Origin of the sequence: Actinomadura chokoriensis, assembly GCF_039529475.1 — a bacterium.
GTDB lineage: Bacteria > Actinomycetota > Actinomycetes > Streptosporangiales > Streptosporangiaceae > Spirillospora > Spirillospora bangladeshensis.
The window spans coordinates 113,576-130,493 of sequence record NZ_BAAAMW010000010.1 but is presented as its reverse complement, the minus strand read 5'-3'; the positions used below and the strand labels follow the sequence as shown (position 1 = coordinate 130,493).

Annotated in this window: 19 protein-coding genes and 1 pseudogene; 8 read left to right on the top strand and 12 right to left on the bottom strand. The window is 72.3% G+C overall.

All coding sequences use genetic code 11. The annotated features are described in order from the left end of the window. Positions 1-114 precede the first annotated feature (114 nt). The 4 genes from ABFX46_RS22450 to ABFX46_RS22435 form a co-directional block, all read right to left on the bottom strand. Complete coding sequence (locus ABFX46_RS22450; RefSeq protein ID WP_346044865.1) at positions 115-1,167, bottom strand: glycoside hydrolase family 11 protein; 1,053 nt, start codon at positions 1,165-1,167, stop codon at positions 115-117. A 622-nt stretch (positions 1,168-1,789) separates the two neighbouring features. Continuing rightward, positions 1,790-3,055, bottom strand: a complete 1,266-nt coding sequence (locus ABFX46_RS22445) for a flavin-dependent oxidoreductase (RefSeq protein ID WP_346044864.1) — start codon at positions 3,053-3,055, stop codon at positions 1,790-1,792. Between the two features lie 134 nt (positions 3,056-3,189). Beyond that, entirely contained in the window at positions 3,190-3,480 is a 291-nt protein-coding gene (locus ABFX46_RS22440) for a hypothetical protein (protein WP_346044863.1), read from the bottom strand. A 173-nt stretch (positions 3,481-3,653) separates the two neighbouring features. Continuing rightward, on the bottom strand, positions 3,654-4,601 hold the full coding sequence (locus ABFX46_RS22435; protein WP_346044862.1) for a helix-turn-helix transcriptional regulator: 948 nt from the start codon (positions 4,599-4,601) through the stop codon (positions 3,654-3,656). Between the two features lie 116 nt (positions 4,602-4,717). On the opposite strand from ABFX46_RS22435, the gene ABFX46_RS22430 reads away from it, so the two are divergent. After that, positions 4,718-5,242, top strand: a complete 525-nt coding sequence (locus ABFX46_RS22430) for a DinB family protein (protein WP_346044861.1) — start codon at positions 4,718-4,720, stop codon at positions 5,240-5,242. Between the two features lie 24 nt (positions 5,243-5,266). Here ABFX46_RS22430 and ABFX46_RS22425 read toward each other — a convergent pair whose 3' ends face one another. Both ABFX46_RS22425 and ABFX46_RS22420 read right to left on the bottom strand, forming a co-directional pair. Beyond that, complete coding sequence (locus tag ABFX46_RS22425) at positions 5,267-5,530, bottom strand: hypothetical protein (RefSeq protein WP_346044860.1); 264 nt, start codon at positions 5,528-5,530, stop codon at positions 5,267-5,269. 175 nt (positions 5,531-5,705) lie between these two features. Beyond that, a complete protein-coding gene (locus ABFX46_RS22420; RefSeq protein ID WP_346044859.1) occupies positions 5,706-6,725 on the bottom strand; it encodes a TerC family protein in 1,020 nt (339 codons plus the stop codon). Between the two features lie 241 nt (positions 6,726-6,966). On the opposite strand from ABFX46_RS22420, the pseudogene ABFX46_RS43770 reads away from it, so the two are divergent. Next, a pseudogene (locus ABFX46_RS43770) lies at positions 6,967-7,551 on the top strand (DUF2238 domain-containing protein); the annotation flags it as partial. A 168-nt stretch (positions 7,552-7,719) separates the two neighbouring features. On the opposite strand, the gene ABFX46_RS22415 reads toward ABFX46_RS43770, so the two are convergent. Then, on the bottom strand, positions 7,720-8,082 hold the full coding sequence (locus ABFX46_RS22415) for a DsrE family protein (RefSeq protein WP_131944111.1): 363 nt from the start codon (positions 8,080-8,082) through the stop codon (positions 7,720-7,722). Positions 8,083-8,244: 162 nt separating this feature from the next. Continuing rightward, positions 8,245-8,907: a GIDE domain-containing protein gene (locus ABFX46_RS22410; RefSeq protein ID WP_346044858.1), complete on the bottom strand. Its 663-nt coding sequence runs from the start codon at positions 8,905-8,907 to the stop codon at positions 8,245-8,247. A 117-nt stretch (positions 8,908-9,024) separates the two neighbouring features. Here ABFX46_RS22410 and ABFX46_RS22405 point away from each other — a divergent pair, with 117 nt between their 5' ends. The 4 genes from ABFX46_RS22405 (at position 9,025) to ABFX46_RS22390 (ending at position 11,908) form a co-directional block, all read left to right on the top strand. Further along, positions 9,025-9,513, top strand: coding sequence for a heme-binding beta-barrel domain-containing protein (locus ABFX46_RS22405; RefSeq protein ID WP_346044857.1), 489 nt, complete (start codon positions 9,025-9,027; stop codon positions 9,511-9,513). A 386-nt stretch (positions 9,514-9,899) separates the two neighbouring features. Beyond that, positions 9,900-10,316, top strand: coding sequence for a Fur family transcriptional regulator (locus ABFX46_RS22400; RefSeq protein ID WP_346044856.1), 417 nt, complete (start codon positions 9,900-9,902; stop codon positions 10,314-10,316). A 10-nt stretch (positions 10,317-10,326) separates the two neighbouring features. Further along, positions 10,327-11,340: a CAF17-like 4Fe-4S cluster assembly/insertion protein YgfZ gene (gene ygfZ / locus ABFX46_RS22395; RefSeq protein ID WP_346044855.1), complete on the top strand. Its 1,014-nt coding sequence runs from the start codon at positions 10,327-10,329 to the stop codon at positions 11,338-11,340. A gap of 79 nt (positions 11,341-11,419) precedes the next feature. After that, on the top strand, positions 11,420-11,908 hold the full coding sequence (locus ABFX46_RS22390; protein WP_346044853.1) for a hypothetical protein: 489 nt from the start codon (positions 11,420-11,422) through the stop codon (positions 11,906-11,908). Between the two features lie 69 nt (positions 11,909-11,977). Here ABFX46_RS22390 and dtd read toward each other — a convergent pair whose 3' ends face one another. Beyond that, positions 11,978-12,403, bottom strand: a complete 426-nt coding sequence (gene dtd / locus ABFX46_RS22385) for a D-aminoacyl-tRNA deacylase (protein ID WP_346044852.1) — start codon at positions 12,401-12,403, stop codon at positions 11,978-11,980. Between the two features lie 20 nt (positions 12,404-12,423). On the opposite strand from dtd, the gene ABFX46_RS22380 reads away from it, so the two are divergent. Next, on the top strand, positions 12,424-13,251 hold the full coding sequence (locus ABFX46_RS22380; protein WP_163060656.1) for a beta-keto acid cleavage family enzyme: 828 nt from the start codon (positions 12,424-12,426) through the stop codon (positions 13,249-13,251). A gap of 242 nt (positions 13,252-13,493) precedes the next feature. Continuing rightward, positions 13,494-14,471, top strand: a complete 978-nt coding sequence (locus tag ABFX46_RS22375; RefSeq protein ID WP_346044850.1) for an asparaginase — start codon at positions 13,494-13,496, stop codon at positions 14,469-14,471. On the opposite strand, the gene ABFX46_RS22370 is transcribed toward ABFX46_RS22375, so the two are convergent. From ABFX46_RS22370 to ABFX46_RS22360, 3 genes are read right to left on the bottom strand one after another with little or no spacing between them, the layout of a single operon-like run. Next, positions 14,446-14,826: a hypothetical protein gene (locus ABFX46_RS22370; RefSeq protein ID WP_346044848.1), complete on the bottom strand. Its 381-nt coding sequence runs from the start codon at positions 14,824-14,826 to the stop codon at positions 14,446-14,448. The two genes, ABFX46_RS22375 and ABFX46_RS22370, sit on opposite strands and share 26 nt — an antisense overlap. A gap of 41 nt (positions 14,827-14,867) precedes the next feature. Continuing rightward, positions 14,868-16,112, bottom strand: a complete 1,245-nt coding sequence (locus ABFX46_RS22365) for a CynX/NimT family MFS transporter (RefSeq protein WP_346044846.1) — start codon at positions 16,110-16,112, stop codon at positions 14,868-14,870. Further along, positions 16,109-16,786 carry a FadR/GntR family transcriptional regulator gene (locus tag ABFX46_RS22360; protein ID WP_346044844.1) on the bottom strand — a complete coding sequence of 226 codons (678 nt, stop codon included), beginning with the start codon at positions 16,784-16,786 and terminating at the stop codon, positions 16,109-16,111. Before ABFX46_RS22360 ends, ABFX46_RS22365 begins: the two co-directional genes overlap by 4 nt. Between the last annotated feature and the right edge of the window lie 132 nt (positions 16,787-16,918).

Sequence of the window (16,918 nt, the reverse complement as noted above, 5' to 3'; positions counted from 1 at the left end):
AGCCTCCAACCTGGAGTTTGGTTGAGGTCAAGCCCAGGGGAGGCCCGGACGACTGCGGCGCGGCGGCCGGGGAGGCCGCCGCGCCGTGGGCGGGGTGTGCGTGCCGGGATCGGGTCAGGCGCTGCAGGAGACCGTCGGCCACGTCCAGTTGCCGTTGGCCATGATGGTGACGCCGAAGTTGTTGCCGTTGCCGTTCGGCCGCGCGGTCATGATCTGGCCGCTGGAGTCCCAGCTGGCGCTGGTGTTCCAGGTGGCGCTGATCTTCTCGGGGGACGGGACGTTCATCGTCACGGTCCAGTTGCTGGACCCGGACACCGACACGTTGAGGTTGTACCGGTCGCCCCACTGCTGGCCTGCGGACAGGGTCGCGGTGCAGCCTCCGGTGCCGCCGCCCCCGCCGCCCCCGCCGCCACCGCCGCCGCCCCCACCACCGCCGCTGGTGCCGCCGACCGTGATGTTGGAGTTGCCGCTGCTCTGGTAACCCTCCGTCGCGAGGATCATGTAGTAGTTGAAGCTGCCGAGGTTCATGCCCTTGCTGGCCCAGGCGTCGAAGTGGTTCCCGGTGGTGATGGTGCCGCCCGTGCGCTTCGACTGCCGGACGCTCCAGTACTGCTGGAAGGTCTTCGTGCCCTCGACGGACGGGGCGTTGGTGCGGGTGGTCTCGTAGATGTCGTAGGTGCCGCCGTCGCTGGTGACGGTGCCCTTGTACGTCCCGGTGGGCCGGTAGGTGCCCCAGTTGTCGACGATGTAGTACTCGACGAGCGGGTTGGACGTCCACCCGTAGAGGGCGAGGTAGGCGTTGCCGGACGGGTTGAAGCTGCCCGAGTAGTTCACGCTCCTGCGCGCGCCGTTGCTCCACCCCTTGCCGGCGACGAAGTTGCCGACGTTGCTCCAGCTGGTGCTGTAGCTGCCGCCGCCCTTGAGGGTCATGGAGGACTGTCCGCCGCCGTCCGACCAGAAGGAGTAGTAGTAGCCGCCGTCACTGCCGGTCTGGTTCGAGGAGATGGTCGTGTCGGCGTAGGCGGTCCCCGGCAGGACGGCCGTGGCCGCCGCCAGCGCGACCGCGCAGGCGCCGATGAACGGCCTGGTGCGGAGGACGGCCTTGGACCTGCGGCGTCTCCTGGCCTCGGGAGGGGCTGCGGTGTCGTTCACGGGGGTGCTGTGCATGGGGGTGTTCCTCACTCGTGAGCGCTGGCGGGGGCGGCCGGGCAGCGCGATGCGACCCGGCGCGTCCGTCGGCGGCCAGGGGTGGCGGCCACCGCGGCGTCGGCGTCGCACAACGCGGCGGGGTGGATGGCGGGGGATCGATCGGCGGGGGGCGGGGGTCGGTCGGCCGTCCGTGCGCTGGACGGCCGGAGGGCGGTCACGTCGTCGGGAGCGGGGGAGTCCGGCCGTCCGGGTGAGCGGACGACCGGAGGTTCGGGCCGCCGGGCGGGTGACCCGGACCGACGGTGGTTCGGGGGTGGTCGAGTCCGTCGATGGCGACAGTGTTGGCCCGCCGCTCCGGGCATGTCAATGGTTTCGGAAACCTTTCGAAACCGCTGATCTCGGCTTCAGGTTCTTTCGCCTGGTCAGGCAATCACTTGTAGGCGACTGTCCAAATCATGACACGGTGATGCGCTGCCGCCAGCCAGATGCGCATCGCAGTGATCGAAACTTTCTGTTCAACTAAAAGGACTTTCGAAGCCCCTTGGCTCGCTCAGCGGCACGGAGGCAGCTTCGCTCCCAGGTGCGCTGGTGGGGTCGGGCTGCTTGCGCCGAAGCGCCGGCGAAGGTGGACGTGCGGTGTTCAGTGGTCGGGGGCGTCCTCCGGGACGGTGACGGGGGCGGGGCGGTTCACCTGGTCTTTGGAGGCGCCGGAGATGCGGGCGTAGCCGCTGACGATGGCCTCCAGTTCGGCGGGGTCCATGACGTCTTCGAGGCGGGAGAAGCCGTCGGGCGCGCGGCGCTCGACCTCGTCGATCACGTTCTCCGGGCCGCCCTTCCGGTTGCGGAGCACCACCTCGCTGGTGATGGGCAGGCGCTCGTCCTCGTAGGCGCGCAGGGCCTCGGCCGGATCGGTGTGCCTCGCCAGGTGGTCGCTGAGGCTCGTGGCGTCCAGGATCGCCTGGCCGGCGCCGTTCGACCCCATCGGGTACATCGGGTGGGCGGCGTCGCCCAGCAGCGTGACGCGTCCGCGTGACCAGGAGGGCAGCGGGTCGCGGTCGCACATCGGGAACTCGAAGCACTCGGGCGTGGCCCTGATGAGCGCGGCATGGTCGAGGAGCGGGACGCGGAAGCGGGCCGCGAGTGCGTCCAGGCCCGCCGTGGCGGCGCGGCGCGACCAGTCCTGGCGCTGCGGCGCGGGGTCGCCGGGCCGGCCGGTGCGCCGGCAGATCGCCCAGTTGGTGAGCCTGGTGCCGGGGCGCCCGCCCGGAGCGATGGGGTAGACGACCAGTTTCGCGTCGGTGCCGCCGGCGATGACCACGGACCGGCCGGTGCCGAATTCCGGCCAGTCGGCGGCTCCCCGCCACATCATCACGCCGTTCCAGATCGGCGGGCCTTCCGCCGGGAAAAGGACGGACCGAACCGTCGAATGGATTCCGTCGGCGGCCACCAGCACGTCGCCCGGCACCGTCTCGGTGCGGTCGGTGAAATGCGCGCGGACGCCGTTCGCGTCCTGCTCGAAACCGGTCAGCCGGTGCCCGGTCCGCACCGCGTCAGGGCCGAGCCGCTCGCGTACCGCCCGCAGCAGGGAGCCCTGGAGGCGGCCGCGGTGAATGCTGATCTGCGGGTAGTCGAATCCGGCGTTCCGCCCGCACGGCCTGCGCATGATCTCCTGCCCGAGCCGGTGCGCGTAGATCAGTTCGCGGGCCGGTACCCCCACCTCTTCCAGGCGTCCGAGAAGACCCACCTCGGCGAGTTCTCTGACCGCGTTCGGCAGCGTGTTGACCCCCACGCCCAGTTCGCGGACCCGCTCGCTCTGCTCGTGGACCTCGCAGTCGATTCCTTTGTGGTGCAGCCGCAAAGCCGTTACCAGCCCGCCGATTCCAGCCCCCACGATGATCACTCTCATGGCCGGTTCCCTCGTCCGCCGGAGACAGGCGATTTCTCGCCGATTCACCCCGAGCCTGTCATCCCGATGGGGATACCGAAAGGCGGAGTCGTGATCAGTGCAGCGGATGAGGTGCGAACACGCGGGGCCGTGGTCTACTGCAGGGCGGCGAGGCCCTTTTGCAGGTCTTCCCTGTTCATCACCGGGTGGACTTCGAGCTTCGCGCCGAGTTCCTGGAACAGCGGCTCGGCGATCGTCGGCAGCGTCGAACTGTCCTGCATGTCGAAGACGAGGACGCAGCAGCGCCCGCCGTCGCCGGGCCCGAAGTAGGCGGCCTCGGGGTCGAGCCGGTCGACCAGGGCCTGGACGATCTCGGGAAGCCTGCCGCTCTTGATCGCCTCGTTCGACATCCCGGTGTCCATCACCGCTCTCAGCATGACGCGCATCGCTGGTCCCCCCTTGCGCCCGGACCGGCGCGGGCCCCTCGCCCGCGCTCACTGGAGCCCGTGCGACATTTCCCAATCTCCTGCTTCCGGCCTGCGGGGACAACCGCGAGCACGTCTCATCTGAGCACAGGTGAGGGAGATCCCCGCAGGCTCGCGGACGTGATCGGCGGAGGTCAGGCGCGGAGGAACCGGGTGGCCCAGGAGCGGAGCTCGGCCCGCAGCTCAGGGGGCTCCAGGACGTGGACGCCCACCCCCACGACCCCCAGCGCCATCGCCGGCCAGGCCAGGTCGTCCGACGTCATGCGGATGCGGCAGTGCCCGGCGTCCACCTCCTCGACGGTGCACCAGCGGCCGATCCGGTCGCGGACGGTCGCGGCCGGGGCGTCCACCAGCACCTCGACCCGGTAGGGGCGCGGCATCTCCATCAGCCCGCTGCGGACGAACTCGGCGGCGTCGGCGGCGGGCAGCTCGCGGGGGCGGAACCGGGCGCCGGTGGCGGCCGGGGCGGTGAGGCGGTCGAGCCGGAAGCTGCGCCAGTCCTGCCGGTCGAGGTCGTAGGCGACCAGGTACCAGCGGCGGCCGAGCGGGACGAGGCGGTGCGGTTCGACGTGCCGGTCGGTCCGGCCGCCGTTCGCGGCGGTGTAGGCGAAGCGGAGGCGCTCGGCGTCCCGGCAGGCGAGCGCGATCACGGTGAGGACGGCCGGGTCGATGCCCGCGTCGGAGGAGCCTCCCCAGGTGGCGGGCACGGTCATCGCCCGCAGCGCGTCCACCTGGCGCCGCAGGCGGGTGGGCATCACCTGCACCACCTTCGCCAGGACCCGCACCGACGCCTCCGCGATGCCCTCCACCCGCGTCGCGGAATGCAGGCCGACGGCCAGCGCGACGGCCTCCTCGTCGTCGATGACCAGCGGCGGCAGGGCCGCGCCCGCCGCCAGCTGGTAGCCGCCCTCGACACCGCGGTGCGCCTCGACCGGATAGCCCAGCTCGCGCAGCCGGTCGACGTCCCGCCGCAGGGTGCGGACGGAGACCTCCAGCCGCTCGGCCAGCTCGGCGCCCGGCCAGTACCGGTGCGTCTGCAACAGGGACAGGAGCCGCAACGTCCGGGAGCTGGTGTTCGCCATGTCTCCCAGTCTCCCGTAATTCAGGTCAGGAAGTGGCCGCAATACCTCCTAGCGTGGTCGTAGACCGAACGGACCGGGGAACGATCCGGAGAACGACCGAAGAGAAGGCGGAGGCCATGACCATGACCGAGCAGCTGACGGGCGAGCGGGCCGACCTGCTGGCGATGCTGGCCAAGCACCGGCACTTCCTGCGCTTCACCACGCGCGACCTCACCGACGAGCAGGCCGGGCTGCGGACGACGGCGAGCGAACTGTGCCTGGGCGGGCTCATCAAGCACGTCGCCTCGGTCGAGCGGGGCTGGGCCGAGTTCATCGTGGAGGGCCCGTCCGCGATGGGCGACTTCACCCAGATGACCGACGAGGACTGGCAGAAGCGCGCGGACGAGTTCCGCATGCTCCCCGACGACACGCTGGAGGGCGTCCTCGACGCCTATGCCGAGGTGGCCCGCCGCACCGACGAGCTGGTGGCCGCGCTGCCCGACCTCGACGCCGTCCAGCCGCTGCCGAAGGCGCCCTGGTTCACCGACACGGAATGGTCGGCCCGCCGGGTGATCATGCACATCATGACCGAGACCGCCCAGCACGCCGGCCACGCCGACATCATCCGCGAGTCCCTGGACGGCGCGAAGAGCATGGGCTGACCCCGCTCGCCCCCCGAGGGGGCGTCACCACTCCTGGACGCGCCTCATGGTGGCGGCGACGCTGGAGTAGGGGCGGTCCGGGTCGGGACGCCACGACAGCCCCGCCACCACGGCGGCCCCCTCGCGGATCTCGAAATGGAACCGCATCCCGGTCGCGCCCTCGCCGTTGGCGACCGCCTGGCGGTGCCGGGTCAGGCAGGCCTCGTCCAGGACGTCGAGGGCGTCGTCGTAACTGCTCCCTTCGCCGAGCCTGCGGGCCGGCCGGGTGGTCTCCCAGACATCGAACATCGATCCTTCGCCTTTCCGGCTGCGGGATGAGCGCCTCCCAGTGTGCAGGGAGCGACGGCTCCGTGTCCGAGAGTCACGAAAACCCGTCCGAGTCCGTTCCGGCCCGCAGCGGTCGCGGGGCCGGGAGCGGTCGCGGGCCGGGGTCGGTCGCGGGCCGGGTCAGTTGCGGGCCGGGTCAGTTGCGGGCCGGCTCCTCTTCGCGGGGCCGCTTCTCGCGGCGCTTGCGCAGGGAGCCGGCCTTCGCCCGCTCCTCCGGGTGCGCATGGACGCGGATGATGCTGGCCGCGGTGGTGAACAGCAGGATCGCGAGGATCACGCCCAGCGACAGCGGGGTCGGGATCTCGGGCACCGACGTGGTGACGTCCTCGTGCAGGAACTGCAGGATCAGCTTGGCGCCGATGAACGCGAGGATCACCGACAGGCCGATCGACAGGTACACCAGGCGCTCCAGCAGGCCCTCGATGAGGAAGTAGAGGGCGCGCAGGCCGAGCAGCGCGAACGCGTTCGCGGCGAAGACGAGGAACGGGTCCTTCGTCACGCCGAACACGGCGGGGATGGAGTCGAGCGCGAACAGCACGTCCGTGCTGCCGATCGCGACGAACACCAGGAGCAGCGGGGTCATGACGCGTTGGCCGTCCTCGTGCGCGAGCATGCGCCCGCCGTGGAAGCTCTGGCTCACCGGCAGGATCGTGCGGGCGCGGCGGACGAGGAAGGTGTCCTCGACGTCCGGTTCCTCGTTGCGGTGCCGGATCAGCTGGACCGCCGTCCAGATCAGGATCAGCCCGAAGATCAGGAACGTGAAGGAGAACAGGTTGATCGCGGCCGCGCCGATCGCGATGAGCACCACGCGCAGCGCCAGCGCGGCGGCGATGCCGAACAGCAGCGTCTTCTGCTGGTACTCGGCGGGCACCGCGAACCGGCCCATGATGATCACGAAGACGAAGAGGTTGTCGACCGACAGGCTCTTCTCGACGATCCAGCCGGAGAAGTACTCGGTGCCCGCCGTCGACCCGCCGAGGCCCCACACGGCCAGGCCGAACAGGACCGCGGCGCCGATGTAGAACACCGACCAGAACGTGGCCTCCTTGATGTGCACCGCGTGCGGCCGCCGGACGGCGACGAGGAAGTCGAGGACGAACAGCGCGGCGATCAGTCCGATCGTCGCGCCCCAGGCCCAGAGGGGTACGTCGAGCATCCGGCAGGCTCCTCGTGAACGGGGCGTCCGCTGACCTATATCCGTTCTGCCGCGCTTCTACCCCCGCCGGACGCGCGGGCACCGCCGCGGGTAAACCTCCGATGATCTCCAGGCGTCCTGTACTGCGAGGTCACAGGCCGCGCGCTCCCGGCCGTCGCACACGCGGCCGGGGGTGCGCCCATCCCGGGGCGACGGACTACTCGGGGACGAAGCACTCAGGGGCGATTGAGTAGTTGCGCCGATGCCGCCCGCTCCGCCGGCGACCAGGCTTGCGGGCATGGACACTTCGCGTTGGCGCCCGCTCGCACTCACCGCCAAGGCGGCCCTCGCCGCCCTGCTCGCGCTCGCCGTGGCCTTCCCCGAATGGGACCGGTTCGCGGACAAGGCGATGGGCGTCCGCGTGGCCGCCTACCCCGCCGCCGTCATGCTCGTCACCCTCGTCTGGGCGCTGCGGCCCGGGCGCGACCGGGGCAGGCCCTTCCCCTGGGACGTCGACCTCCTCGTGACGCTCCCGTTCCTCGTGGACGTCGCCGGGAACGCCGCCGACCTCTACGACACGGTCGGCTGGTTCGACGACGCCTGCCACTTCGGGAACTGGGCGCTGCTCGGCGCCGCCGCCGGCACCGGGCTGCGCCGCTGGGGCGGCCTCAAGCCGTGGACGCTCGCGCTGACCTGCGCGGGAGCGGGCGCCATCGCGGCGATCCTGTGGGAGTTCTTCGAGTACGGCGTCTTCATCCTCGACACCCCCGAGACCGTCACGATCTACCGCGACACGATCGGCGACCTCATGCTCGGCCTCGCCGGCTCCACCGTCGCGGGCCTCGCCGTCGCCGCCCTCGCCCGCCGCGGCCGCCCGCGCGCCACGCCGGATCGGCGGGTGGCGCCGGCCCGTCCGGGCGTCATGCGGAGCCTGAGCCTCGACACCACCGTCTACCTGGCGTGGGACGGCTCGGCCGGGTCGTCGGCAGGGTCACCGTCCGGGTCGTCGGCGGGGTCAGTAGACGAGCGCCTGGACGTCGTCCAGCGTGATCTCCTCGACGAAGGTCGGCGCGCCGGCGATGCGGATGCCCGGCAGGACGTCGTCCGGGCCGATGTCGCGGCGGGCCGCGCACTGGGTGCAGAGCGTGACGCGCCCGGCGGTGAGGACCACGGTGAGCAGGTCGTCGAGGGGAGTGGCGTGCGGCAGTGAGAACTCGGCGGCCCGCCCCGGGAGCGCGAACCACGCCGACTCCCCGGTCAGCCACAGCGAGACCGGGACGCCGCTGGCCGCGGCGGCCGCCGCCACCGTGAACGCCTGGTTGCAGCGCTCGGGGGCGTCCGCGCCCGCCGTCACCTTGATCACCAGTGGTCTCGCCATAACCGCACTCTAGTGCGGGCACCGCACGTAACATCCTGCGGTGTGAGTGGCATGGTGCACGCGGGGATCCTCGTCCTCGCCCTCGGGCTCATGGCGGTCGCCGCCGTCCTCCTGGTGATCCGCCTGGGCCGGTTGAAGTAGGGGCCCTCGGGCTCGCGGACGTCAGTCCGAGTAGAGGTAGCCGATGCCGACGACGGCGCAGCAGATGAGGAAGATCGCCGCGCCGCCGCCGTAGCCGATGCCCATGAACAGCACGGCCCGGCGCTGGTACTCGCGGCGCGTCCGCGTGGAGATGGCGTACTGGCCGGTCTCCTTGTCCTTGCCCAGGGAGCCGCCCGTCGAGGTGCCGAGGACGTAGACGGGCCGGTCGGCCGGCAGGATCCACTCCTCGTAGCGGTACTCGATGACGTCCTCGTCCAGGCCGGGCAGTCGCCCGTTGTCGGGGCGCCGCTCGTCCATTGTCTGGACGGGCCCGTCCACGGCCGCGTTCTCGGGGTCGATGACGATGCGTCCGGTCTCGTCCTGGAGGTAGAAGGGCGCCTTCGACTTCTCCTCGATGAAGGTGCGCGTGCCCCGGCTCGTCTTGGCCGTCGCCTTGGTCCGGTACCACGCGCAGGGCGTCCCGGAGAACGGGGCGGGGCGGATCGGGACGGCCGTCCCGGTGACCTGGCAGGGGACGCCGGCGGGCATGCCGGCGACTGCGGCGCAGTTCGCCTGGGCGGCGCGGCGCAGGTTGCGGAGGCGGATCCGCCAGACCCAGCCGGCGGCCAGCAGACCCGCGGCGATCAGCAGCGGAATGAACATCGCCATCGTGAGGCCGGACACGCTCCCATGATGGGGACGGGACGCCGTCCCCGGCCAGGGACGGCTGTCCCCTTCCGCGGAGGACGGCCCGCGGGACGCGGCCCGCCCGCCCCGCCCGGGCCGCTACGCTCGGTGTCCATGGATGCCCCTGAACTGCACCCGGACCTTGAGCCCCTGAAGTTCCTGCTCGGCACCTGGGAGGGCGCCGGGGTGGGCGGCTACCCCACGATCGAGTCGTTCAACTTCGGCCAGGAGCTGTCCTTCACCCACATCGGGAAGCCTTTTCTGATCTACGCGAGCCGCACCTGGATGATCGAGCCGGACGGCACGCTCGGGCGTCCGCTCGCCACCGAGACCGGCTACTGGCGGCCGCGTCCCGACCACCAGGTCGAGGTGACGCTCGCCCACCCGACCGGCATCGTCGAGATCTACGTCGGCAACGTGGCGTTCAACCGGGTGGAGCTGCAGACCGACGTCGTCGCGCGGACGGAGTCGGCCAAGGAGGTCACCGGCGGCCACCGCCTGTACGGGCTGATCGGCGAGGACCTCGGCTGGGCCTACGACATGGCGGCCGTCGGCCAGAAGCTCCAGTCGCACCTGTCGGCGCAGCTCAAGAAGGTGTCGTAGCGGGCCTGGAAGGCGGGCGGGGGCGAAGGGCCGCTGAGGGCGGGTTCGGGAGACGGGCCCCTGAAAATGAACGATCCCCGGACCTTCCCGCCGGGTGGCGGGCGATGGACAGGACGGGTCCATCGGTCCGGGGACCGGGTAACTGCCTGGTATTCGCCGGTCACCGTCGCGACCGGCTCCCGCCGTCCGAGGACGGCGGTTCCGAGGCGGAACGGCGACTAGCGGACAGTCACCTCGCGAGTCCTACAAGCAACCATTGTTTAGGACCACCTCCTTTCGCGCGTACCCAGCACGCTATGTGAGCCCGCGCGGCGAGGCAAACAGGTTTTCCGACGGCTGAATCCGGGCGGGGGCGGGGCCCGGCGGGCGGGATCTAGACTCGGTGCATGGTCGAGTCGTGGCAGGAGGAGCTGCGGGCCAGGGGGTACCGGGTCACCCCTCAGCGCCAGCTGGTTCTCGAAGCGGTCACCCACCTGGAGCACGGGACCCCCGAGGAGATCTGCACCGAGGTGCAGCGCACCGCCCGCGGCGTGAACATCTCCACCGTGTACCGGACGCTCGAACTCCTCGAAGAGCTCGGGCTCGTCAAGCACGCCCATCTCGGGCACGGGCCGCCGAACTACCACCTCGCCGCCGAGGCCGAGCACATCCACCTCGTCTGCCGGGGCTGCCACACGGTCGAGGACGTCGACCCGCGCGCGGCGGCCGGGCTCGCGGACGTCCTGCAGCGCGACTTCGGCTTCGAGACCGACGTGCACCACCTCACCGTCTACGGGCGGTGCAAGGACTGCCGCGCCACATAGGCTGGACGGCATGGAGAGCCCGCTGCTGCAGTCGCCCGGAGCCGTCGCCGCCGATGCGCCCGATCAGGAGGTCGCCGCGCACTACGGCGACCCGACCCGGGAGCAGCGCGCGCTCGAACAGGGGACGGCGTTCGTCGACCGGAGCAACCGCGGCGTCGTCCGGGTCTCCGGCCCCGACCGGCTGACGTGGCTGCACAGCCTGCTCAGCCAGCACCTGGACGCGCTGAAGCCGTTCGAGCCGACCGAGGCGCTGCTGCTCGGCCCGAAGGGCCACGTCGAGCACCACCTGTTCGTCATCGACGACGGGGAGGCCACCTGGGCGCACGTCGAGCCGGGGGAGGCCCCCTCGCTGGTGGAGTTCCTCGACCGGATGCGGTTCATGCTCCGCGTCGAGGTCGCCGACGTGTCGGCGGAGTACATGGTCGTGACCGGGCCGTCCGGCCCCGAGGACGGCCCCGAGGACGGCCCCGAGGACGGCGCCGGCCCGGCCTGGCCGGACGCCGCCGGGACGACCACGCGGATCGTTCCGCGAGGCGAGTTCCCCGAGGGGCTCAAGCCGGCTGGCATCTGGGCCTACGAGGCGCTGCGGATCGCCGAGCACCGCCCCCGCTTCGGCCTCGACACCGACGAGCGGACGATCCCGCACGAGGCCGGGTACATCGAGACGGCCGTCCACCTGAACAAGGGCTGCTACCGGGGGCAGGAGACGGTGGCGCGCGTCCACAACCTGGGGCGGCCGCCGCGCCGCCTGGTGTTCCTGCACCTGGACGGCAGCGTCGACCGGCTGCCCGCGCACGGCGACCCGGTCGAGGTCCCCGGCGGCCGCGCGATCGGCTTCGTCGGGTCGGCGGCCCGCCACCACGAGCTCGGCCCGATCGCGCTGGCGATGGTCAAGCGCAACGTCCCGGTGGACGCCGAACTCCTGGCCGGCGGGGTCGCGGCCGCGCAGGAGGTCATCGTGTCGCCCGACACCGGGGCCAACGCGCAGATCGCCCTCCGCCGCCGGCCGGCGAAACACGGGTAGCAGCGCGTCCCCTCGGCGAATATCGTCGGCTATGGACGATTTCTAACCGGCGTCGCCCAGGGAAGGTGGATTCCTGCCGATGGTCGCGAACCTGGGGAAGCGGGAGCCGCCTGCTGCCCGGAGGGGGACGCGGCGCCGCCCGCGCCGGGAGTCCCCGCTGGTGTGGTGGGCCCTGTTCGCGGCGTTCGCCGGTTTCGCCTGGTGGCTGGAGTCGTGGCGGGTCGCGCTGCTCGGCCTGCTGGCCTGGTGCCTGTACCAGTTCATGCTCGTCCCGACCCTGTGCCGCATCCTGAGCCAGCAGGGCGCCGCCTGCACCGAGCGCACCCGGGGGCGGCTGTTCGCCTGCGGGCCCGAGCACCAGCATCTCCGCAACGACGCGCTGTGGCGGCTCGCCGGCCTCCGCAACCCGTTCCAGCGGGAGCCCGCGCGGGGCGAGGGCGAGACGGGGGTCGTGGTCGTCTCCTCGGACGTCCGCGGGCGCCTCACGCTGCTCGACCGGGCCCTCATCCTGCTCGCCGCCGCCGGCACGATCGCCGTCCTGATCGGCACCGTCTACGGCTTCCGCTGACCGCGCGGGCCCGCGCTCGCGGCCCGTGCTCGGGACCCGCGCTCGGGGCTCGGGCCGCGGGGCGTCCGGTCAGATGTCGAGGATCAGGGTGATGGGGCCGTCGTTGGTGAGGGCGACCTTCATGTCGGCGCCGAACTCGCCGGTCCCGACCTTGGCGCCGAGCCCGCGCAGTTCGCGGACGACGGCGTCCACGAGGGGTTCGGCGACGTCACCGGGCGCGGCGGCCGTCCAGGACGGGCGGCGGCCCTTGCGGGCGTCCCCGTAGAGGGTGAATTGGCTCACGATGAGGAGCGGCGCGTTCACGTCCGAGCACGACTTCTCGTCCTGCAGGATGCGCAGCCCCCACAGCTTCGCGGCCAGCCTGCGGGCCTTTTCTGGGCCGTCGTCGTGCGTCACGCCGACGAGTACCAGGAGCCCCGGCCCCTCGATCTCGCCGACGACGCGCCCGTCGACGGACACGCTGGCCTGGCTCACCCTCTGGACTACCGCACGCATGACCATGCATTCTGCCGCCTATGGGAGCAATGACGCTCATCACGGTGGCGCCCACGGGCGCGGAGTCCGCAAAGTCGGACGTTCCGGCCCTGCCCGTCACCCTGGATGAACTGGTTCAGACGGCCAAGGAGTGCGAGGCGGCCGGCGCGGCCGTGATCCACGTGCACATCCGCGACGACGACGCGCGGCCCACCCTCGACCCCGCCCGGCTGCGGGACACGGTCGCGGCCCTGCGGGAGAGCACGGGACTGATCGTCCAGCTGTCCACGGGCGGCGCGGTCACCGACCCGTACGAGGACCGCCTCCGCGTCCTCGACGCGGAGCCGGACATGTGCTCGCTCACCTGCGGGACGGTCAACTTCGGCGACGACGTCTTCATGAACCCGTGGCCGTTCATGGTGGAGCTTTACCAGCGCACCCAGGAACGTGAGGTCGTCCCAGAGTTCGAGCTGTTCGACCTGGGGCATGTGGCGGCGCTGCACCGGCTGCTGGACAAGTACGGGCTCCCTTATGGCGGGCACGTCCACTGCGACCTGGTGATGGGCGTCCCGGGCGGGATGCCGGGCGATGCCCGCACGCTGGTCGCGGCCGTCGAGGCGTTGCCGTCCGGTGCCACATGGTCGGCGACCGGGATCGGGCGGACGTCCCTTCCCGTCCTGTTCGCGGCGCTGTCCGCGGGCGGGCATCTGCGCGTCGGCATGGAGGACACGGTCACCTTCGCCAAGGGGCGGCCGGTGACGGCGAACGTCCAACTGGTCGAGCGCGCCGCGGCGGCGGCGGAACTGGCGCAGCGTCCGGCGATGCCGGCCGCCGACGCCCGCACCCTGCTGGGGACCAAACCCCGCTGATCTTGGGGTTATCCACAGGCTGCGATTTCCCTTCCATGGGTCGGGCCGGGTACTTGACCATGGAGTTAGCGGGTCCGCCCCCGGGTGGGTGGGGCCTGCTTTTCAAGGCGAGTTCGTCGCGGGCGACAGCAGCCGTGGCGAGTTCACGGGCGAGCTTCGCCCAGACACGTTTTTTCTCTGGTGAGTGGGGTCGGGTGCCGCGGATCGGGTCCGCGGTGCCCGCGGTGGGACGGAGGGGTGCGGTGGACGTCAATCCTGTGCTGGTCGAGGTCGAGCGGTCCGGGTTCGTGGAGTCGAGGCACCGCGGGTCCGCCGTCGGGCTCGCGGCGGACGGTGCCGTCACCGTGCGGGTGGGGCGGCCCGACGTGCCGATCTTCCCGCGGTCGGCCAACAAGCCGATGCAGGCGGTCGCGATGCTGCGCTGCGGGCTCGACCTGGACGACGAGCTGCTCGCGCTCGCGGCCGGCAGCCACTCCGGGGAGGACTTCCACGTCGAAGGGGCGGAGAAGATCCTCGCGGGCGCCGGGCTGGTCGCCGGCGACCTGCGCTGCCCGGAGAGCTGGCCGCTCGACCCCGCGACGCAGCAGGCCGTCGCGCGCGACGGCGGCGGCCCGTCGCGGATGCGGATGAACTGCTCGGGCAAGCACGCCGCGATGCTCGCGACGTGCGTGGCGGCCGGGTGGCCGACCGAGTCCTACCTGGACGCGGAGCATCCGCTGCAGCTCGCCGTCCGCGGCGTGGTCGAGGAGCTGGCCGGCGAGCCGGCGGCGGCCCTCGGCGTGGACGGCTGCGGGGCGCCGCTGTTCGCGGTGTCCACGACGGGGGTGGCGCGGGCGTTCCGGGCGCTGGTCCTCGCCGCGCCCGGTACGCCGGAGCGCCGCGTCGCCGACGCGATGCGCACGCACCCGCAGTGGACGTCCGGGACCCGGCGCGAGGAGCGGGAGCTGATGGAGGCCGTCCCCGGCCTGCTCGTCAAGTGCGGCGCGGAGGGCGTGGACGCGTTCGCGTCCGCCGACGGGCGGGCCGGCGCCGTCAAGATCGACGACGGCGCGATGCGGGCGCGGACGCCGGTGACCGTGGCGCTGCTGCGGGCGCTCGGCTTCGGCCACCCGGGCCTGGACGGGCTCGCGGACGTCGAGGTGCGGGGCGGGGACGGCGTGGTGGGCGCCGTCCGCCCCGCACCCGGCGTGTTCGCTAGCGGCCCTGGGGCTCCCGCTTGAGCACCTCGAACTCGTCCTTGAAGACGGTCTGCTCGTAGAGGATCCCGTCCGGCCACGGCTTCTTCGGCTCGCGGCCCGGCTGGGGGTTGTCCTTGCGGAACTCCTCCCACTGGCCGCGGCGGTCCGGCGGGTAGCTGTGCGAGAACATCCCGGGCCGGTAGGTGTACATGCCGCCCTGCTCCATGCCGCGGTGGTTCATCTGGTCGTTCCGCTTGCCCGGGTGGATGTGCTCGGTCGCGGCCTTCCGCGTCAGCCAGAACCGGGCGATGATCGCCACCGTGCCGACCACCACGATGATCCACAGGTACTGGATCGGCACGTTGGTGTCCGTCGCGGCCAGGATCGTGGCAGGCATTCTCGGTCCACCTCCCGATGGTGTGGCGGCCCCTCAAGGGGTCATTTAGGGATGTGTCCGCTAATGGCCGGGTTAACCCCTTCGGACGCGGCCGCAGGGGCGCCCACCGTGCGGATGCGTCCCGCCGCCAGGCCGGGGATCCCCATGACGATGCAGACGGCCAGCACGCCGATCATCGGAACGCTCCATCCGCCGGTGGCGTCGTGCAGCGCGCCGAGCGCGAGCGGGCCGAGCGCGGCGATGAGGTAGCCGACGCCCTGCGCCATCCCGGACAGCTGCGTCGCGATGTGCGCGTCGTGGGCGCGGAGCCCGATGAACGACAGCGCGGTCGCGAACCCGAGCCCCTGACCGAGGCCGAGGACCACCGCCCACCCCCACACCGACCCGATCGGCGCCCAGGTGACCCCGACGAAGCCGATCACGGTCACCACCACGGTGGTCAGCACCAGCGGACGCTGGTCGCGGGTCCGGCGCGCGAGCACCGGGACGGCGAGCGACCCGAGCGCCTGCATCGCCGCGGACAGCGCCAGGACGTAGCCGGCGGGCGCCTCGTCCATCCCGCGGTCCTGGCAGATCGTCGGCAGCCAGCCGAGGACGACGTAGGCGAGCAGCGACTGCATGCCCATGAACACCGTGACGTGCCAGGCGAGGCCCGACCGCCACACCAGTGCCGCGACGCCGCCCGGCGCGGCGGCGGGCGGCGCCGACCGCGCCGCGTGCGCCGCGCGCCGCGCCCGCGGCACCCACAGCAGCTCGGCGAGCGCCGCCGGGATCGCCAGCAGCCCGAGCGGCAGCCGCCAGCTCGAGTCGAAGGCGTGCTCGACCGGCACGGCGAACCCGGACGACAGCGACGCCCCGGCCGTCACCGCGACCGTGTAGACCGCCGTGACGGTGGTGATCCTGGACGGATGGTCCCGCTTGATGATCGCGGGCATCGCGATGTTGCCGATGCTGATCGCGATCCCGGCGACCAGCGACCCGGCGAACAGCGCGACCGGGGCGTCCAGGAGCCGCAGCACCAGCCCGCCGACGAGCAGCGCCATCGCGCTGACCAGCAGCGTCTCGCCGCGCGGCGCCCGCGGCAGGAACGCCGCCGCCAGCCCGTAGGAGCCGAAGAAGACCAGCGGGAGCGTGGTGAGCGCGCCCGCCGCCGTCCCCGACAACCCGAACTCGTCGCTGATCTCGGTCAGCAGCGGCCCCACCGCCGCGATCGCCGGGCGCAGGTTGACCGCCAGGAAGACGATCATCAGGAGTGAGCCGACGACCCCGGCCCGCCGGGCGCTCACCCCGCGTCCTTCCCGGACCGCGCGTCCTGCGGTTCCGTGCTGCCGAGGAGGGCTTCCAGGGTGGCGAGGGTGGGTTCCACGACGGCCGCCGCGGCGGTGGCCGCCGCCTGCGGGTCGCCCGCCGCGATCGCGTCCAGGACGGCGCGGTGCCGGGCCGGGCCCGCCTCGGGGACCTCGTGGTCCAGCCGGATCGCGCGCATCGACTCGTGCAGCCGGCCGAGGAAGAAGCGCATCGCCTCGATGAGCACCGGGTTCCGGGACGCCTCCGCGACGCCGAGGTGGAACCGGGCGTCGGCGGCGCCGAACGCGTCGGGCTCGGTGGCCTCGTCCCGGGCGCGGAGCAGCTCCTCCAGCCGCGCCAGGTCGGCGCCGGTGCGCCGGCGGGCCGCGAGCCGCGCCGCCTGCACGTCGTAGGCGAGCTGCACCTCGAACACGTCCCGCGCCGAGGCCCGCGCGACCCGGCGCAGCAGCGGGCGCGGGTCCGCGCTGCTGCGGACGTAGGTCCCGTCGCCGCGCCGCACCTCCAGCACCCCGACGTGCGACAGCGCCCGGATCGCCTCCCGGACGGCCGGGCGGCTCACGCCGAGCTGCGCGGCGAGGTCCAGCTCCGCCGGGATCCGCTCACCGACCGCCCAGGAGCCCCCGCTGACCTGCGCCTGGAGCTGTTCGAGCACGGCATCGACCGTCGATCCGCCCGCAACAGGACTCAACCCCACTGAACCCTCCCAAAGTAAGACGTCAGACATCTTACAGACGGGGTGCCGGCGGAGATCGCTTCGGACCCGCGGTGGCCGCCGGGAGGGGTC